This is a genomic window from Ideonella sp. BN130291 (assembly GCF_036231905.1).
Lineage (GTDB): Bacteria > Pseudomonadota > Gammaproteobacteria > Burkholderiales > Burkholderiaceae_C > CAMLIZ01.
On record NZ_JAZARE010000006.1, the window covers coordinates 106,508 to 121,489 of the forward strand.

Consider the following 14,982-nt stretch of genomic DNA (forward strand, 5'->3'; position numbering starts at 1 on the left):
GCGCTTTGCCGACATGCCGGGCCTGATCGCCGTGCCCGCGGCGAGCCTGGACGACCCGAGCCGGTTTGTGCCGCAGGCGCTCACCTACCGCGTGCGCGGGTGGGCGTGGGACCCCATCGACCCGTCGCTGCAAACCTTCGCGCGAATGCCGTCCGCCTAAGCCACCCGCAGCACGATCTGCGCGGCCAGCCCCGGCTGTACGTTGGCAAAACGAATGCGCCCACCATGCAGCGCCATCACCTCGCGCACGATGGCCAGGCCCAGCCCGGAGCCCTTGCGCGGCGGCTCACTGGGTGCTGACGGCCGCGGCGTGGAAAAAAAGCGCTCACCCAGGCGCCGCAAGGCATAGTCTTCCACGCCGGGGCCGTTGTCCTGCACACGCAGGTGCGCGCCTTCGGCATCCGCCCACACCGACAGCACCACCGCGCCACCGGCGGGCGAGAAGTCGATCGCGTTGTCCAGCAGGTTGGCGATGGCCAGCTCCAGCAGCTCGGCATCGCCTTGCACATGAGCATCGGCCTCGCGGCGCAGCCACTGCAACAACACGCCGCGTTGCCGCGCCCGCGTTTCGGCACGCGTCACCACCGCGTCCGCCACCGCGACGAGCGCCAGCCGCTGTGGATGCGCCAGCGCGCGCCGCTGCTCGAGCTTGGACAGCTCCAGCATCCGCTCCACCAGCACACGCTGGCGCCTGACCTGCTCCTGGATATCGCGCGCAAACGCCTGCCGGTCGGCCTCAGGCAGCTCGTCCTGCAGCAACTCCGCCGCGGCTGCAATGGCGGTCATCGGGCTTTTGAGCTCATGCGTGAGGGCGCGCACCGTCTGCTCCAGGTGCTGGCGGTCTTCGAGCCGGTCGCGCATCGCGCCCATCGCGGAGGCCAGCTCACCGAGCTCACCGCTCAAGTGCGGCGGCGTGCGGCGCTCGCCCACCTGCACCTCCAGCGCAAAGTGGCGCAGCCGCCGCACCGACCACACCAGCCAGCCGGTGACGGCTACACCCACCACGAGCGACAAACCCAACAGCCACACGCCGCTGAGCAGGATCTTGCGCTCCGCGCGCTCCACGAACGGCTGCACCGTGCGCAGCGGCTTGGCCACCGTGAGCACGCCGATGATCCGGCCGTGCGGCGATTTGATGGGCGCGGCCACGTGCATCACCGAGCTGCTGTCGTCGGCAGGCTGCTCGCGCGTGGCGCGGGCCCCGTATTCACCGCGCAGGGTGAGCCGCACGTCGCGCCAACGCGAATAGTCCTGCCCCACGGCGCTGCCCCCCTGCGGGTCGCCCGAGTCGAACACCACGCGGCCCGTGTCATCGGTGACATAGACGCGGTAGTCCAGCGTCTGCTTGGCCAAGCCCCAGATCTTGGCGTCCACCGGGCGGGCTGCGTATTGCCGCAGGTTCTGTGCAAAGGCCGATTGCTGCAGCGTGCCGCCGGGCGGCATGCGTGCCAGGTCGTCCGCCGCCATCTCGGCCAGGATGTTGGCGGTGTCCACCAACAGGTCCTCCATCACCTCGCGCACGCTGGGCCGCACCTCCTGCACGAACACGCGCAGCACGAAGAACGCCGCGATGCCGGTGATGAGGAAGAACGCGAGCAGCAGGCGCAGGCCGAGTTTCACGGACTGGCCTTGGTGGCAGCGGGCAGCTCCAGCGAGTACCCTATGCCGCGGTGCGTGACGATCAGCTCCAGGTCGGGCTGCAGCTCGCGCAGCTTGGCGCGCAGCGTCTTCACATGCGTGTCCACCGTGCGGTCGGTGCTTTCGATGTCGTCGCCCCACACCTCGGACAGCAGCTGCTCGCGCGACCACACCCGGCCGGGGCGGCGCAGCAACGCGAGCAGCAGGCCGTGTTCGCGACGCGTGAGCTTGAGCGGCATACCGGCCAGGCGCAGCCGGTTGTCGGTGGCGTCGTGTTCGATCAGCGGCAGGGCGGACGGGCTGGGGGCAGGGGCGGCCGCCGCGGGTGCCAACGCGCTGCGGCGCAGGAGGGAGCGCACACGGGCGCAGAGTTCGCGTGGGCTGAAAGGCTTGGTCAGGTAGTCGTCGGCACCGAGCTCCAGCCCGAGCACACGGTCCATCTCCTCGCCGCGGGCGCTGAGGATGATGAGCGGCAGATGGGCATGCCGCTGCCGCAGCTCACGGCACAAGTCCAGGCCGCTGCCGTCGGGCAGGCCGATATCGAGGATGACGGCGGCGTACAGAGAAGTGATGAGGCGCTGGCGGGCATCGCGGATGAGGGCGGCGTGAGCGACGGTGAAGCCTTCGCGCTCGAGAGCATAGGCGACCGTGCGGGCAATGGCCGGGTCGTCCTCAACGAGCAGGAGCGATGGAGGGGCCACGTCGCTTTCCCTTGCGCTCAAAGCGACGCCGGCCAGTGCCGGGCAAAGTCGAACGACAGCTCGCGATGGTGCCGAATGGACAGCAGGTACACCGTGGCATTGAGATCCACAGGCGCATACAGCATCAGGTAGTCACCATGCAGGTATTCGCGCAGTGCGCCGGCCGCCCCGTCCGGCAGCGTGGCAAGTTGTGCCAGCGCCTCCGCCGATTGCGGGGGGTTGGCGAGGTATCGCCGGCCGATGCACGGGAACCGGGCCAGGTTGGGGACCACCGTGGCGCGCAGTTCGGCCAGCAGTTTGTCAAAGGCAAAGCCAGCATCCGCCTCGGACAAGAATGCCTCGATGGCGCCGAGGCGTTCCAGGAAACTCGCCGTCAGCTCGACCCGGTAGACATCCTCAGCCACGCTTCTTGGCAGACTTGCCGGGGGTAGCACCGGCTCGTCGCTGTTGAATCTGGGCGAAAGCCGCATCCGCCGCATGCGTGCGGCCTGCCTCGATGTCGGCCAAGCCCCGCCTCGCGTCGTCGATCAGCAGCAGGTGAATGCGCTCGCGTTCCAGCCGGTGGTAGTAGTCCAGCCGGTCGGCGTCGATCAGAGCGACATAGCTCTCCCCGTTCTTCGTGATGATCTTTTCGGCGCCGGCCTTGGCTTGGTCAGCGAGTTCGGAAAGGTTGGCGCGCGCCTGGGTGAACGGCACGACGTCATGTGTTGAGAAGCCCATGGTTGCCTCCCGAGAGGGCGGGGTGACAGAATTCTGCGCAGTCTATAGGACGGCGCTCAGTGCGCGAAGTGCCGCGCGATCGGCATCGACCACGAACCACTTCTTGACCCTGCGCATTCATTGAAGACGTTCCGCGGTCAAAGCGGCTCGCGGGCTATTGCTCACCAGGACTTTCTTGTCGCTATCAACAAGGAGCAACCATGGGCCGACCCAGACGGCATTTGCCGATCGGTCCTCCCTACATCCCCGACTCTTCGGCTATCGAGCAGAAGCGACCGCATATACGAGCGATGGAGGGATCGATGTCGTATTGGAGGACAGCGCAGGCGAGAGGATAGGAGTGCAAGTAAAGCGGCAGAAGCGCTCGATCGAAGTCGAGCAGATCAGGGCTTTTTTGGGCGCTCTCGTCCTAGGAGGGTATGCGCGGGGCGTATTTGTCTCTTCTTCGCGCTTCAGTCAAGCGTCAACAGGAGCAGCGCGTAAAAGTACTGAATCGGTCCTCCCAATCGACTTGGTGGATGCGGATCGATTTTTTGACATGCTGGGCTACGCTCAGTTGCACCGACCCGCAAGACTCGAGGACTGCGATATCAGTCGAGCGATGCCACTCAAGTTTCACGGCCATGCCTGCTACAACCTGAAAACGTTGTGAAGCTGTTGTCCGGCGTTGCTGGCGGCCCGCTGCCGACTCCTCTGGGAGACCGACAGTTCGGAAACCGTGGCTGGCCAAGGGCAAGATGACGCCTCCGGGGACTCGAGGATCTACCAGGGCCGCACCTGACCTCGAACACATCGCGCCCGTCCTGAAACGTTCAGCTTTCTCTGCGCAGCAGCCGCCAAGCTCGTCTCACCCTTCAATGGCACCCCTCAGGCATCAATGGCATGTCTCAGGCACGGATAGCACGGAACAGCGCATGCATGGCCCTTCTGCCGTTCACTCCACGGTCACGCTCTTCGCCAGGTTCCGCGGCTTGTCCACATCCGTCCCCCGCGCACACGCGGTGTGATACGCCAGCAGCTGCAGCGGCACCACGTGCAGCAGCGGGCTCAACGCGCCATAGTGCTCCGGCATGCGGATCACATGCACGCCCGGCTCGCTCTCGATGCGGGTGTCGTTGTCGGCAAACACGAACAGCTCGCCGCCGCGCGCGCGCACCTCCTGCATGTTGCTCTTCAGCTTTTCCAGCAGCTGGTCATTGGGCGCCACCGTCACCACCGGCATCGCGGCCGTCACCAGCGCGAGCGGGCCGTGCTTCAGCTCGCCGGCCGGGTAGGCCTCGGCGTGGATGTAGCTGATCTCCTTGAGCTTGAGCGCGCCTTCCAGTGCGATCGGATAGTGCAGGCCGCGGCCGAGGAAGAGCGCGTTTTCCTTGCGGGCGAACTCCTCACTCCAGGCAATGATCTGCGGCTCCAGCGCCACGACGGCTTGCACCGCCACCGGCAGGTGGCGCAGCGCCTTCAGGTGCTCGGCTTCCTGCTCGTCGCTCAAGCGCCCGCGCACCTGCGCCAGCGCCAGCGTCAGCAGGAACAGGCCCACCAGCTGGGTGGTGAAGGCCTTGGTGCTGGCCACGCCGATCTCGGCGCCGGCGCGGGTGATGTAGGCGAACTTGCATTCGCGCACCATCGCGCTGGTGCTCACGTTGCAGATGGTCAGCGTATGTTCCATGCCCAGGCTGCGCGCATGCTTCAGCGCGGCCAGGGTGTCCGCCGTTTCGCCGCTCTGGGTGATGGTGACCACCAGCGTGCGCGGGTTGGGCACGCTGTCGCGGTAGCGGTATTCGCTGGCGATCTCCACGCTGGTGGGGATGCCGGCGATGCTCTCCAGCCAGTACTTGGCGGTGCAGCCGGAGTAGTAGCTGGTGCCGCAGGCGAGGATCAGCACCTGGTCCACGTCCTTGAACACGCGGTAGGCGCCGTCACCAAACAGCTCGGGCGAGATGCCGTTCACGGCGTCCAGCGTGTCGGCAATGGCGCGCGGCTGCTCGAAGATCTCCTTCTGCATGTAGTGGCGGTACGGGCCCAGCTCGGCGGCGCCGGTGTGGGCGTGCACGGTGCGCACCTCGCGCTGCACCGGCTTGTGGGTGCCGCCGGCCTGCGGGCTGCTGATCCAGTACTTGCCCAGCTGCACGTCGACCACGTCGCCTTCTTCGAGGTAGACGATCTGGTCGGTCACGCCGGCCAGGGCCATGGCGTCGCTGGCGAGGAAGTTCTCGCCCTCGCCCACACCCAGCACCAGCGGTGAGCCATGGCGCGCGCCCACGATGCGGTGCGGTTCGTCACGGGCGAACACCGCGATCGCATAGGCGCCGCGCAGGCGGGTGGTGGCGCGCTGCACAGCATCCAGCAGGTCGCCGTCGTACAGGTGGTTCACCAGGTGGGCGATCACCTCGGTGTCGGTCTGGCTCGTGAACTCGAAGCCCTTGGCCTTGAGCTCGGCACGCAGCTCGTCGTGGTTTTCGATGATGCCGTTGTGCACCAGCGCAATGCGGTTGCCGCTGAAGTGCGGATGCGCGTTGTGCACCTCCGGCGCGCCGTGGGTGGCCCAGCGGGTGTGGGCGATGCCGGTGCCGCCGATCACTTCGTCACGCAACACCAGGCTGTCCAGCTCGGCCACGCGGCTGGTGCTGCGGGTGCGGCGCAGTTCGCCGTTCTGGTGCACCGCCACGCCGCAGGAGTCATATCCCCGGTATTCCAGGCGCTTCAGGCCCTCGATGAGGATGGGGACGATGTTGCGGTTGCTGACCGCGCCGACGATGCCGCACATGGTGGAAGCCTCTCGTGATGTTCGGAATGGGCTGCATCGTACGGCTGCGGCGGTGTTGTGTTCTTTCAGTTTTGCTAGTCTCCTGGAATAATCGTTCACACTGCCGAGAAACCGCAATTTTCCTTCTTTTGTCGTGCTTCTGTGAACGAACCTGAACAAGCCATACCCCTGGACCCCCTCGACTGGAGGTTGCTCGGCCTGCTGCAGGACAACGCTGCCGTGTCGAATTTCGCGCTCGCCGAGGCGGCCCATGTCTCGGCCGCCACGTCGCTGCGCCGGGTGCGGCGCCTGGTCGAGGCCGGCGTGATCGAGCGGCAGATCGCCATCGTGTCGCCAGACGCCGTGCCGGGCAACGGCCTCACCGCGCTGTGCGAGGTGACGCTCGACCGCCAGGGCGCCGAGCATCTGGAGGCCTTCGAGGCGAAGGCGGTGGCCGAAGCGGCGGTGCAGCAGTGTTATCGCGTGTCGCCAGGGCCGGATTTCATGCTCGTGCTCTGGGTGCACGACATGCCCGCGTACCACGCGCTGGTGCAGCGCCTGTTCACGCAGGACGCCAACGTGCGCAACGTGAAGACCTTCTTCAGCGTCAAGCGCGCCAAGTTCGCGCCCCGGATCGCGCCCCCCGCTTGATGCCGCCGGCGCAACGCTGGCTTGCGCAAAGCTCACCGCTCGCGCGTGGCAGGCCCGTACAGTGGCCCGAATGAGATCGCGCGACCTGACGGAGATGCTGGTGTTGGCGGCGGTATGGGGCGCCGCCTTCCTGTTGCTGCGGCTCACCGTGCCCGAGTTCGGCACCGTGCCGCTGGCCTGGCTGAGGCTGGCCGGTGCGGCGGCGCTGCTGTTGCCCTTGCTGCTGTGGCAGGGGCAGGCCCGGCTGCTGTCGCGGCACTGGCGGCCGATGCTGCTGATGGGCGTCACCAATTCGGCCTTGCCCTTTTTGTGCTCCAGCTACGCCGCGCTGCACCTCACCGCCGGCCTGAACGCGATCCTCAACGCCGCCACGCCCTTGTTCGCCGCCGCCATCGCCTGGGCGTGGCTGCACGACCGGCTTTCGGCCTCGCGGGTCCTCGGGCTGGCGCTCGGTTTTGCCGGCGTGGCGTGGCTGGCCGCCGCGCGCAGCGGCCTCGCAGGCGTGCAGGGCGATGCGGCCTTGTGGGCGATGGCGGCCTGCATGGTGGCCACCTGCTCGTATGGCTTTTCCGCCTGTTATGCAAAGAAGCGGCTGGGCGACGTGCCGCCGGTGGTGTCGGCCACCGGCAGCCTGGCCGCGGGCGCGCTGTTGCTCGCGCTGCCGGCCGCGGCAGCCTGGCCGGCCCAGGCACTGTCAGTCGCCGCCTGGGGCTGGGTACTGGTGCTGGCGCTGCTGTGCACCGGCGTCACCTGCCTGATGTACTTCCGTCTGATCGCGCGCCTGGGCCCGGCCCGGGCGGTCACCGTGACCTTCCTGCTGCCGGTGTTCGGCGCCGGCTGGGGCGCGGTGTTCCTGGGCGAGCGCATCAGCGCGCCCATGCTCGCGGGTGGCGTGGCCATCCTGCTCGGCACCGCGCTGGCCACCGGCGCCTTGCAGCGGCTGCTGCCCCGCCTCAGGCCTGCTTCAGGATCGCCAGCCCCTTGAGGTATTCCCCCTCGGGAAAGTTGATGGTGGTGGGGTGGTCGCACGCCCCTTCCAGGCGCTGCAGGATGGCGCCGTCCACGCCCGCGTCCATGCCGGCGCCGGCCACGATCTTGTGGAACAGCTCGGCGCCGATGCCGCCGGAGCAGCTGAAGGTGAGCAGCAGCCCGCCCGGCGCCAGCAGCTTGAAGGCCAGGCGGTTGATGTCCTTGTAGGCGCGCGCGGCCCGGTCGGCATGGGCTGCCGTGGGCGCGAACTTCGGCGGGTCCAGCACGATGGCATCGAAGCTGCGGCCTTCCTTGATGCAGTCGCGGAGGTACTGGTTCACGTCCGCGTCGGCGAACTCCGCGCGTGCGATGTCGAAGCCGTTGAGCTCCACGTGCGCGCGGGCGCGCTCCAGCGCCGGGGCGGACGAGTCCACGCTCACCACCTGCGTGGCACCGCCGGCCAGCGCCGCCACGCTGAAGCCGCCGGTGTAGCAGTAGCAGTTCAGCACGCTTCGGACGCCGAAGTGTTGTACCCAGCGCGCAAAGGCGGCGCGGTTGTCGCGCTGGTCCAGGTAGAAGCCGGTCTTGTGGCCTTCGGCGACGTCCAGCGTCAGGCGCCAGTCGTGTTCGCGGATGGTGACCGTGGTGTCGCCGTCGCCGCGCAGCCAGCCGGTCACCGGTGGCAGGCCTTCGAGGCCGCGCACGCCGGAGTCCGAGCGTTCGTACAGGCGCGTCAGGCCGGTGGCCTTGAGCAGCAGGTCCGCGATCACCGGCTTCCAGCGCTCGGTGCCGGCGGACAGGAACTGGGCGCTGAGCACATCGGCATACCGGTCGACGATCAGCCCGGGCAGGCCATCGGCTTCGCCATGGATCAGGCGCACACCGTCGCTCGCGATCGGAAGGCGGGCGCGCAAGGCCACGGCGGCGGCGATGCGGCGCTCGAAGAAGGCGGCATCGATGCGCTCGGTTTCGTCGAAGCTCCAGGCGCGCACGCGGATCATGGAGCTGGGGCTGAAGGACGCCCACGCGAGGAACTTGCCGTCGTGCGATTCGACGCGCACGGTTTCGCCGGAGTCGGCTTTGCCGCTGGCCACGCTGCCCTGGAACACCCAGGGGTGGCGGCGAAGCAGCGAGCGTTCTTTGCCTTCGCGAAGCTTGATGACTTTCATGGGCGGATTGTCCCAGGGCGCGCTCAGCGCGAGCCCGCCATCGACTCCTTCAGGAAGGCTTCGACACGGCGCAGGTAGTCGGCCCGATTCGCCAGATCGTAGAAGCCGTGACCCTCCTCGGTATAGATCAGCTTCTGCACGCTCACTCCTGCCCTCTGCGCCGCAGACACGAACTCGCGCGTGTGGACGACGGGGACGCGGCGGTCTTCACCGCCGTGCACCACAAGCACAGGTACTTTGATGTCACCGGCGCGCTGGAGCGGCGAATAGCGGTCGTACAAATCCTTGTCACGATCAGGATCGCCCACCAACACGGGCATGCCGTAGCGTTTGTACTCCTCGCTCATGTCGCTCCAGGCCACGTCACGCATCAGGCGCAGGTCAGTCACGCCGGCGAAGCTGATGGCGCAACGGTAAAGCTGGGGTGACTTGATCACACCCATCAGGGCCGCATAGCCGCCGTAGCTGGCGCCCATGATGCAAACCCGGGAGCCATCGACGAGCTTTTGCTTCACGGCCCACTGCACGGTGTCCACCAAGTCCTCGTCCATCGCCTGGCCCCATTGTTTCCACCCCGCCCTGAAGAGCTTGGCGCCATACCCCGTGCTGCCGCGGAACTCGGGCTGCAACACACGGTAACCGCGCGACGCCAGGAACTGCGCTTCCGCATCCCACTCCGTCGAGCTGCCGCGGACCCACGGGCCACCATGCACCAGCAGCACCGTCGGCAGCGGCTGATCGGCCTTGGACCCCGCAGGGTGGGTTACATACACCGGCAACTGCAGCCCGTCCCGGGCGGCGACGCGGTGAAAGCTGCGGCGCCCCTGGGTGGCTTCGTCGATCCACGGACGCTCCTTGCCCAGCGGTTGCATGGCGGACGTCTGGCGATCCAGCAGGTAGTACTCCCCGGGCAGGCGGTCGCTGGACGAGCGCACGACAAGGAAACGCGTGCTCTCGCAGCGTCCGCAGTAGATGCGATTCGTGCGCCCGGGAAGTGCAGCGTCGAGGCCCCGCTGAGCCCGGCCCAGCTCGGCGTTAAACCAATAGCTGTACGGCCGGTCAGCCATGAAGTGGACGCCGACCAGTTGATTGGTCTGGCGGTCCGTTTCCGCAACGGGGTCCAGATCAAAGCCCTTGACCTGCACCAAGGGCTCGGGGAGCAGGCGCCGCGCTGCGGTGTCGAAGCGGTAGAGGGCCTCGGTGTCCCCGCTGCCGTAGGCGGTGACCAAAAGCTGGCCGTCCGCATCGATCTGCCAAGGCGAGAAGGCATCGCTTGGGGTGAAGTCGTCGAACTCGGCCAGCGAGCTCCACTCTGCACTGGCGCCCTCGGCACGCCACCACACCTGCGTCCGCCCCTTGGTATGACTGGTCGCCACCCTGGGCGTCAGCGTCTTGTCCAGAAGCCAGCCAAAGGTCCGCGCGGGCTGGCCGATGCTCATGTTGTGCCGGATACCGTCCAGTGTGTTCAGCCGCGCCAACGTGAAACCCTGCACCTCGTCGCGACCGTCGACGATGCGACGGTTCACGATCACGTCCGCGCTGCCGTCGTCCAGCGTGGTTTCAAGGTTCCAGCCATACGGCAATACGCGCGACTGGATGTTCGAGCCGGTTTCCTCGTTGTGGTGGATCCAGGAAATCAGGCGTCGCTGGCGGCTCCCGTCGTGATCGACCGCGAACAGGCCTGCGCCGCCATGCTGCACCACGAAGGACCGTTGGGCGGCGAAGAAGACCAGCCGATCATTGTTCACCCACTGCAGCCGCTCCACATCGGCGTCGACGAAGCTGGCCACCCAACGGACTTTGCCGATGGGGTCGAGGTCCATCACGGCCGCGCCGACATACCCCGTCGGTGTGGCCACCAGCATCGCCAGCCGCCGCCCGTCGGGCGACAGCGCAACGTTGCGCATTGCGGGCGGCCGGACGAACGCCTCGGCGGGAAGTGGCGCCGACGCGCCGGGCGCAGGCGCCGGTGCGGCGTCGCTCGCACGCACCACGCCCCAGCTCAACAACATCCCCCCCAGCAACGCGGCAGCGCGCGCCGGAACCGAATATCGTCGTTTGGAGTGCGTCATCATCCCCCCTTGTTCGTCTGCTATATGTCGCACGGCGATTGTCCCGCAAGGGCGCGGGCGCAACCGGCCGCTACTTCTTCTTCGCCCGCCGATGCGCCGCGCTCGTAGGCAGGCCCGCATGAAGCGCCAGCACCTTCAGGCGCGAGCGGATTTCGCTGCGCTCAGGCACGTGCGACGCTGGCTGACGAAGAGCGCGGGCTCGCCCGCGGGTGCCAGCGCGCTGCGTTCGGCGAGCCATGCTTCGAGTGCGCCCAATGCTGCTCGGCCGATGGGCACGCTGCGGCGCTTGCTGCCCTTGCCGAGCACCTGCGCGCTCGCGTCGCCGATGTCAATCCATCCAGCGGCTCCCGCACCGGGCGCCACGTCCAGCCCCACCAGTTCGCCCACGCGCAGGCCGCAGCCGTACCGCAGCTCCACGATGCAGCGGTCGCGCGCCTGCAGCAGCGGCGTGGTGTGCGGGTTGTCCTGGTCGGCCAGCGCCATCGTTCTGCTTCACCGCAAGCGGCTTGGCCGCTGGCCACGCTGCCTTGGAACACCCAAGGGTGGCGGCGCAATAGCGAACGTTCTTTGCCTTCGCGCAGGTGGATGGACTTCATGTTGGGACGGTGAGCCGATGTGGTGAACGCCGCATCCTGCCACAGGGGGTGGTGGTTCTTTGCGCCTGCGGCGCGGGCTGGGTTTCTGGCCCGTGGCCACAGCCCGCCGGTCGCGCCCGGCCGGCGGTCACTTTCTTCACTGGCATGAAGAAAGTAACCAAAGAAGGTGCCTGGGAATACCAACATCCGATCAGATTCGTTGACGCCGAATCGGGGGCCGGTTTTCGGGGGGCACGCTGACATTGCTGCAGACCCGAGGCCACTTGGCACCAGCCAAGCACATCGCCCCACCCATCACTCGACCACCAGCCAGCCTCCGCGTGCCATGTCCGAGCGAGCGCAGCGAAGCGCCGGCACACGGAGGATGGAAGAACGTCGAGCGCGCGGTGCACACAAGCCAAGGCACTCGTCACAAGTGGCCTCTGGACCTCTACCGACCGAGCGACTCACCAGAGAACCGGGCCCCCGTTCGGAGTGAGCGAGCGAAATCGGATGTTGGTCTTCGCAGGCTCTCTTCTTTGGTTACTTTCTTCTGAGCCAGCAGAAGAAAGTGACCGCCGGCCGGGCGCGACCGGCGGGCTCCACGCAAAGCGCAAACCCACCCACCGCCGCAGGCGCAAATCCCCACTACTCGGACTTCTTCCGAGCCCGCGGATGCGCCAAGTCATACACCTTGGCCAGATGCTGAAAATCCAGCCTCGTGTACACCTGCGTGGTGCGAATATTCGCGTGCCCCAGCAGTTCCTGCACCGCGCGCAAATCGCCACTGCTCTGCAGCAGATGCGACGCAAAGCTGTGGCGCAGCATGTGCGGATGCACGCTCGTCGGCAGCCCGGCCTGCAGGGCAAGCCCCTTCAGCCGCGACCGGATCTGGCTGGCGCTCAGCCGCGTTCCACGCTGGCTGACGAACAAAGCCGGTTCGCCGGCCGGTGCCATCGCGACTCGCTCGCTCAGCCAAGCCTGCAGCGCCTGAAGCGCAGCACGGCCGATCGGCACGCTGCGGCGCTTGCTGCCCTTGCCCAGCACCTGGGCGCTGGCATCGCCGATGTCGATCCAGCCGGCGGCCGCGGCACCCGGCGTCACATCCAGCCCCACCAGCTCACCCACCCGCAGGCCGCAGCCATAGAGCAGCTCCACGATGCAGTGGTCGCGTGCTTGGAGGGCCGGCTCGGTGTGCGGGTTGTCCTGGTCGGCCAGGGCCATCGCCTGCTCCACCGCCAGCGCCTTGGGCAGTGGCTTCGCGGCCTTGGGCGCGCGCACACCCTGCACCGGGTTGTGCGCCACGCCGCCCTGGTGGCCCCACCAGGTGTAGAGCCCGCGCCAGCCGGACAACAACAGCGCGATGCTGCGCGGGGCCAGGCCTTTGGCGTGGGCCTGGGCCGCCCAGCGGCGGATGTGGTGGGCCTGCACCTGCTTGAGCGGCACGCCGGCTTCGTCTGCGGCGGCTTGCAGGCGCTGGAGTGCGTCGGTGTAGAGCGCCAGCGTGCGCGGCGCCAGGCGACGCTCACTGGTCAGGTGCTGCAGGTAGCGCTGCAGCGTGTCGTTCATGTCAGCGCCGGCCTACTGGGCCGGCAGCAGGCGCGACAGCGCACCGCCGGCAATCTCGCCGATGCGCATCAGGAACTCGGTGCCCATGTCGGCGGTGTAGCGCGTGGGGTCGGGCGAGCCCAGCACCAGCAGGCCGAAGGCCGCTTCCGCGCCGGCGTGGCGCAGGGGGATCAGCGCCACCGACATCACGGTGGACGTATCGTCCAGCCAGCCCGCGGCTTCGAAGCCGGAGTTGATGCCGCAGTAGGGCAAGGTGAGGCTGGAGGCAAAACTGCGCACGTCGCCGCTCACCGGCTTGGCAAACGGCAGCGGCTCGTAGGCCTCGGCCACGCCCCACAGGCGCACCGCCGCCTGCGGAATGAGGAACTGGTGCTTGAGCTCGTCCACCAGCACCTGCGGCAGCTGCGACGGCGCCGCGGTGAGCAGCAGGGCGCGGGTCCAGCGGTGCAGGCGGTCGGCAATGGCCACGTTCTCCTGGCCGTTGCGGATCATCTCGATGATCTTGAACTCCAGGCCCTTGATCTTGTCGCGCAGCATTTCCATCTGCCGCTCCTGCAGCGACACCGCGCGCTGCCCGTGCGGGCTGGTGAGCTGGATGCTGGCCAGCAGCTCCGCATGGCGCTCGAAGAACCCCGGCGTGTTGGCCAGGAAGTTGGCGATGTCGCCTTCGGTGATGCCGTTCACAGCTCGATCTCTCCTTCAAATACGGTCTCGGCCGGGCCGGTCATCAGCACAGGGCTGCTGCCGCCCGCCCATTCGATGGTCAGGCGTCCGCCGCGCATGTCGACGTCCACGGTGTTGTCCAGCCAGCCCAGCCGGATGCCGGCCACCACGGCAGCGCAGGCGCCGGTGCCGCAGGCCAGGGTTTCGCCGGCGCCGCGCTCGAACACCCGCAGCTTCACGTGGCTGCGGTTCACCACCTGCAGGAAGCCCGCGTTCACACGGCGCGGGAAACGCTCATGCGCTTCGATCTGCGGGCCCTGGATGGCCACCGGCGCACGGTCCACGTCCACCACCCGCTGCACCGCATGCGGGTTGCCCATGGACAGCACGGCCACGTCCACCTGGTCACCATCGCCCAAAGCCAGCGGCCAGAGCGCGAAGCCGTTGACTTCGCGCGGCGTGAGGCGGCTGGCATCGAAGGGGACTGCAGCCAAATCGAACACCGGCGCACTCATGTCGACGGTGACGCGGCCGTCGTCCTGCTCGCGCAGCTCCAGCACCGTGTTCATCGTCTCGACACGCACGGTGCGCTGCTCGGTCAGGCCGTGCTCGCGCACATAGCGCACGAAGCAGCGCGAGCCGTTGCCGCACTGCTCCACCTCGCCACCGTCGTTGTTGAAGATGCGGTAGCGGAAGTCGATGCCGGGCTGGCTGCTGCGCTCCACCATCAGGATCTGGTCGGCGCCCACGCCGAAGCGCCGGTCGCCCAGCTTGCGCAACTGCTCCGCCGACAGGGCCAGCGGCTCGCGGGTGGCGTCGAGCACGACAAAGTCGTTGCCCGCGCCGTGCATCTTGGTGAAGCGCAGCCTCATGGGCGGATTATCGGGGCTGGCGCACCCACTCGGCCACCGAGGGCCGCTGCCACTGGGCTTCAGCATAGGCGCGCAGCGGCGCCGGCAGCGCGTCGCCATGCTGCAGCAGGCGCTGCAGCATCACCGCCAGGTCCACGTCCGCAATGCACCAGTCGCCAAAAAGAAACTTACCGCCGTGCGCCAGCAGCCGGGTGGCTGCGGACACCAGCTTGTCGGCCGCCTGCTGCGCGTCGCGCGACAGCGCTGCACCGCGGGCACCACGGAACACCACCTCGGTGCTGCGCTCCTTGCGCAGGGCCAGCAGGTCGCTGCGGATCCAGGCCTGCACCTGGCGTGCGCGTGCGCGCTGCTCCAGGTCGCGCGGCAGCAGGGCGGCGTACTGCGGCGGCGCAAAACGTTCTTCCAGGTATTCCACGATGGCGGTGGATTCGGCCAGCCAGAAGCGCCCGTCCACGCACAGGGCCGGCACGCGGCCGGTGACCGAGGCGTCGCGGTAGTCATCGGCATGTTGCTCGCCGGCGTCCAGGTTCAGCGTGCGCAGTTCGAAGGGCAGGCCCTTCTCGCGCAGGGCCACATGGGCACACAGGGCCCAGGGGCTCAGGTGGTCGGCATCGATGCACAGCAGCAGGGAACTCATGGG

Annotated in this window: 16 protein-coding genes; 4 read left to right on the forward strand and 12 right to left on the reverse strand. The window is 67.9% G+C overall.

The window, feature by feature from the left end; genetic code table 11:
- Positions 1 to 13 precede the first annotated feature (13 nt).
- Positions 14 to 160 carry a hypothetical protein gene (locus VPH43_RS14125; protein ID WP_328578360.1) on the forward strand — a complete coding sequence of 49 codons (147 nt, stop codon included), beginning with the start codon at positions 14 to 16 and terminating at the stop codon, positions 158 to 160.
- Here VPH43_RS14125 and creC read toward each other — a convergent pair.
- The 4 genes from creC to VPH43_RS14145 are packed head-to-tail and all read right to left on the reverse strand — an operon-like array spanning position 157 to position 3,059.
- A complete protein-coding gene (gene creC / locus VPH43_RS14130) occupies positions 157 to 1,620 on the reverse strand; it encodes a two-component system sensor histidine kinase CreC (RefSeq protein ID WP_328578361.1) in 1,464 nt (487 codons plus the stop codon). The two genes, VPH43_RS14125 and creC, sit on opposite strands and share 4 nt — an antisense overlap.
- On the reverse strand, positions 1,617 to 2,339 hold the full coding sequence (gene creB, locus VPH43_RS14135; protein ID WP_328578362.1) for a two-component system response regulator CreB: 723 nt from the start codon (positions 2,337 to 2,339) through the stop codon (positions 1,617 to 1,619). Before creB ends, creC begins: the two co-directional genes overlap by 4 nt.
- A gap of 17 nt (positions 2,340 to 2,356) precedes the next feature.
- The gene (locus VPH43_RS14140; RefSeq protein WP_328578363.1) at positions 2,357 to 2,743 is read right to left on the reverse strand and encodes a type II toxin-antitoxin system RelE/ParE family toxin; all 387 of its coding nucleotides are present in this window, start codon (positions 2,741 to 2,743) and stop codon (positions 2,357 to 2,359) included.
- Positions 2,736 to 3,059 carry a type II toxin-antitoxin system Phd/YefM family antitoxin gene (locus VPH43_RS14145; protein ID WP_328578364.1) on the reverse strand — a complete coding sequence of 108 codons (324 nt, stop codon included), beginning with the start codon at positions 3,057 to 3,059 and terminating at the stop codon, positions 2,736 to 2,738. The genes VPH43_RS14140 and VPH43_RS14145 overlap by 8 nt, the downstream gene beginning before the upstream one ends.
- A 175-nt stretch (positions 3,060 to 3,234) precedes the next feature.
- Between VPH43_RS14145 and VPH43_RS24650 the strand changes: the two genes are divergently transcribed.
- Entirely contained in the window at positions 3,235 to 3,711 is a 477-nt protein-coding gene (locus VPH43_RS24650; protein WP_442909290.1) for a restriction endonuclease, read from the forward strand.
- A gap of 282 nt (positions 3,712 to 3,993) precedes the next feature.
- Here VPH43_RS24650 and glmS read toward each other — a convergent pair whose 3' ends face one another.
- Positions 3,994 to 5,823: a glutamine--fructose-6-phosphate transaminase (isomerizing) gene (gene glmS, locus VPH43_RS14150; RefSeq protein ID WP_328578365.1), complete on the reverse strand. Its 1,830-nt coding sequence runs from the start codon at positions 5,821 to 5,823 to the stop codon at positions 3,994 to 3,996.
- Positions 5,824 to 5,964: 141 nt separating this feature from the next.
- Here glmS and VPH43_RS14155 point away from each other — a divergent pair, with 141 nt between their 5' ends.
- Together VPH43_RS14155 and VPH43_RS14160 are read left to right on the forward strand one after the other, a co-directional pair.
- Complete coding sequence (locus VPH43_RS14155) at positions 5,965 to 6,453, forward strand: Lrp/AsnC family transcriptional regulator (protein WP_328578366.1); 489 nt, start codon at positions 5,965 to 5,967, stop codon at positions 6,451 to 6,453.
- Between the two features lie 70 nt (positions 6,454 to 6,523).
- Positions 6,524 to 7,438 (forward strand): DMT family transporter, encoded by a 915-nt coding sequence (locus tag VPH43_RS14160; RefSeq protein WP_328578367.1) that lies wholly within the window; start codon positions 6,524 to 6,526, stop codon positions 7,436 to 7,438.
- Here VPH43_RS14160 and VPH43_RS14165 read toward each other — a convergent pair.
- From VPH43_RS14165 to yfcF, 7 genes are all read right to left on the reverse strand, one after another.
- Entirely contained in the window at positions 7,407 to 8,591 is a 1,185-nt protein-coding gene (locus VPH43_RS14165; protein WP_328578368.1) for a class I SAM-dependent rRNA methyltransferase, read from the reverse strand. The genes VPH43_RS14160 and VPH43_RS14165 overlap by 32 nt on opposite strands.
- 23 nt (positions 8,592 to 8,614) lie before the next feature.
- Positions 8,615 to 10,663: an alpha/beta hydrolase family protein gene (locus VPH43_RS14170; protein ID WP_328578369.1), complete on the reverse strand. Its 2,049-nt coding sequence runs from the start codon at positions 10,661 to 10,663 to the stop codon at positions 8,615 to 8,617.
- A gap of 135 nt (positions 10,664 to 10,798) precedes the next feature.
- Positions 10,799 to 11,146, reverse strand: a complete 348-nt coding sequence (locus VPH43_RS14175; RefSeq protein ID WP_328578370.1) for a tyrosine-type recombinase/integrase — start codon at positions 11,144 to 11,146, stop codon at positions 10,799 to 10,801.
- 740 nt (positions 11,147 to 11,886) lie between these two features.
- Entirely contained in the window at positions 11,887 to 12,807 is a 921-nt protein-coding gene (locus tag VPH43_RS14180; RefSeq protein ID WP_328578371.1) for a tyrosine recombinase XerC, read from the reverse strand.
- 12 nt (positions 12,808 to 12,819) lie between these two features.
- Positions 12,820 to 13,491, reverse strand: coding sequence for a DUF484 family protein (locus VPH43_RS14185; RefSeq protein ID WP_328578372.1), 672 nt, complete (start codon positions 13,489 to 13,491; stop codon positions 12,820 to 12,822).
- Positions 13,488 to 14,342 carry a diaminopimelate epimerase gene (dapF, locus tag VPH43_RS14190; protein ID WP_328578373.1) on the reverse strand — a complete coding sequence of 285 codons (855 nt, stop codon included), beginning with the start codon at positions 14,340 to 14,342 and terminating at the stop codon, positions 13,488 to 13,490. Before dapF ends, VPH43_RS14185 begins: the two co-directional genes overlap by 4 nt.
- Before the next feature lie 7 nt (positions 14,343 to 14,349).
- The gene (gene yfcF, locus VPH43_RS14195; RefSeq protein ID WP_328578374.1) at positions 14,350 to 14,979 is read right to left on the reverse strand and encodes a glutathione transferase; all 630 of its coding nucleotides are present in this window, start codon (positions 14,977 to 14,979) and stop codon (positions 14,350 to 14,352) included.
- Positions 14,980 to 14,982: the final 3 nt, after the last annotated feature.

Bases quoted from the DNA above. Each gene is read 5' to 3' on its own strand.
- VPH43_RS14125 (WP_328578360.1), top strand. From the start codon at position 14: ATGCCGGGCCTGATCGCCGTGCCCGCGGCGAGCCTGGACGACCCGAGC.
- VPH43_RS14145 (WP_328578364.1), bottom strand. From the start codon at position 3,059: ATGGGCTTCTCAACACATGACGTCGTGCCGTTCACCCAGGCGCGCGCC.
- glmS (WP_328578365.1), bottom strand. From the start codon at position 5,823: ATGTGCGGCATCGTCGGCGCGGTCAGCAACCGCAACATCGTCCCCATC.
- VPH43_RS14160 (WP_328578367.1), top strand. From the start codon at position 6,524: ATGAGATCGCGCGACCTGACGGAGATGCTGGTGTTGGCGGCGGTATGG.
- VPH43_RS14165 (WP_328578368.1), bottom strand. From the start codon at position 8,591: ATGAAAGTCATCAAGCTTCGCGAAGGCAAAGAACGCTCGCTGCTTCGC.
- VPH43_RS14170 (WP_328578369.1), bottom strand. From the start codon at position 10,663: ATGACGCACTCCAAACGACGATATTCGGTTCCGGCGCGCGCTGCCGCG.
- VPH43_RS14175 (WP_328578370.1), bottom strand. From the start codon at position 11,146: ATGGCGCTGGCCGACCAGGACAACCCGCACACCACGCCGCTGCTGCAG.
- VPH43_RS14180 (WP_328578371.1), bottom strand. From the start codon at position 12,807: ATGAACGACACGCTGCAGCGCTACCTGCAGCACCTGACCAGTGAGCGT.
- dapF (WP_328578373.1), bottom strand. From the start codon at position 14,342: ATGAGGCTGCGCTTCACCAAGATGCACGGCGCGGGCAACGACTTTGTC.
- yfcF (WP_328578374.1), bottom strand. From the start codon at position 14,979: ATGAGTTCCCTGCTGCTGTGCATCGATGCCGACCACCTGAGCCCCTGG.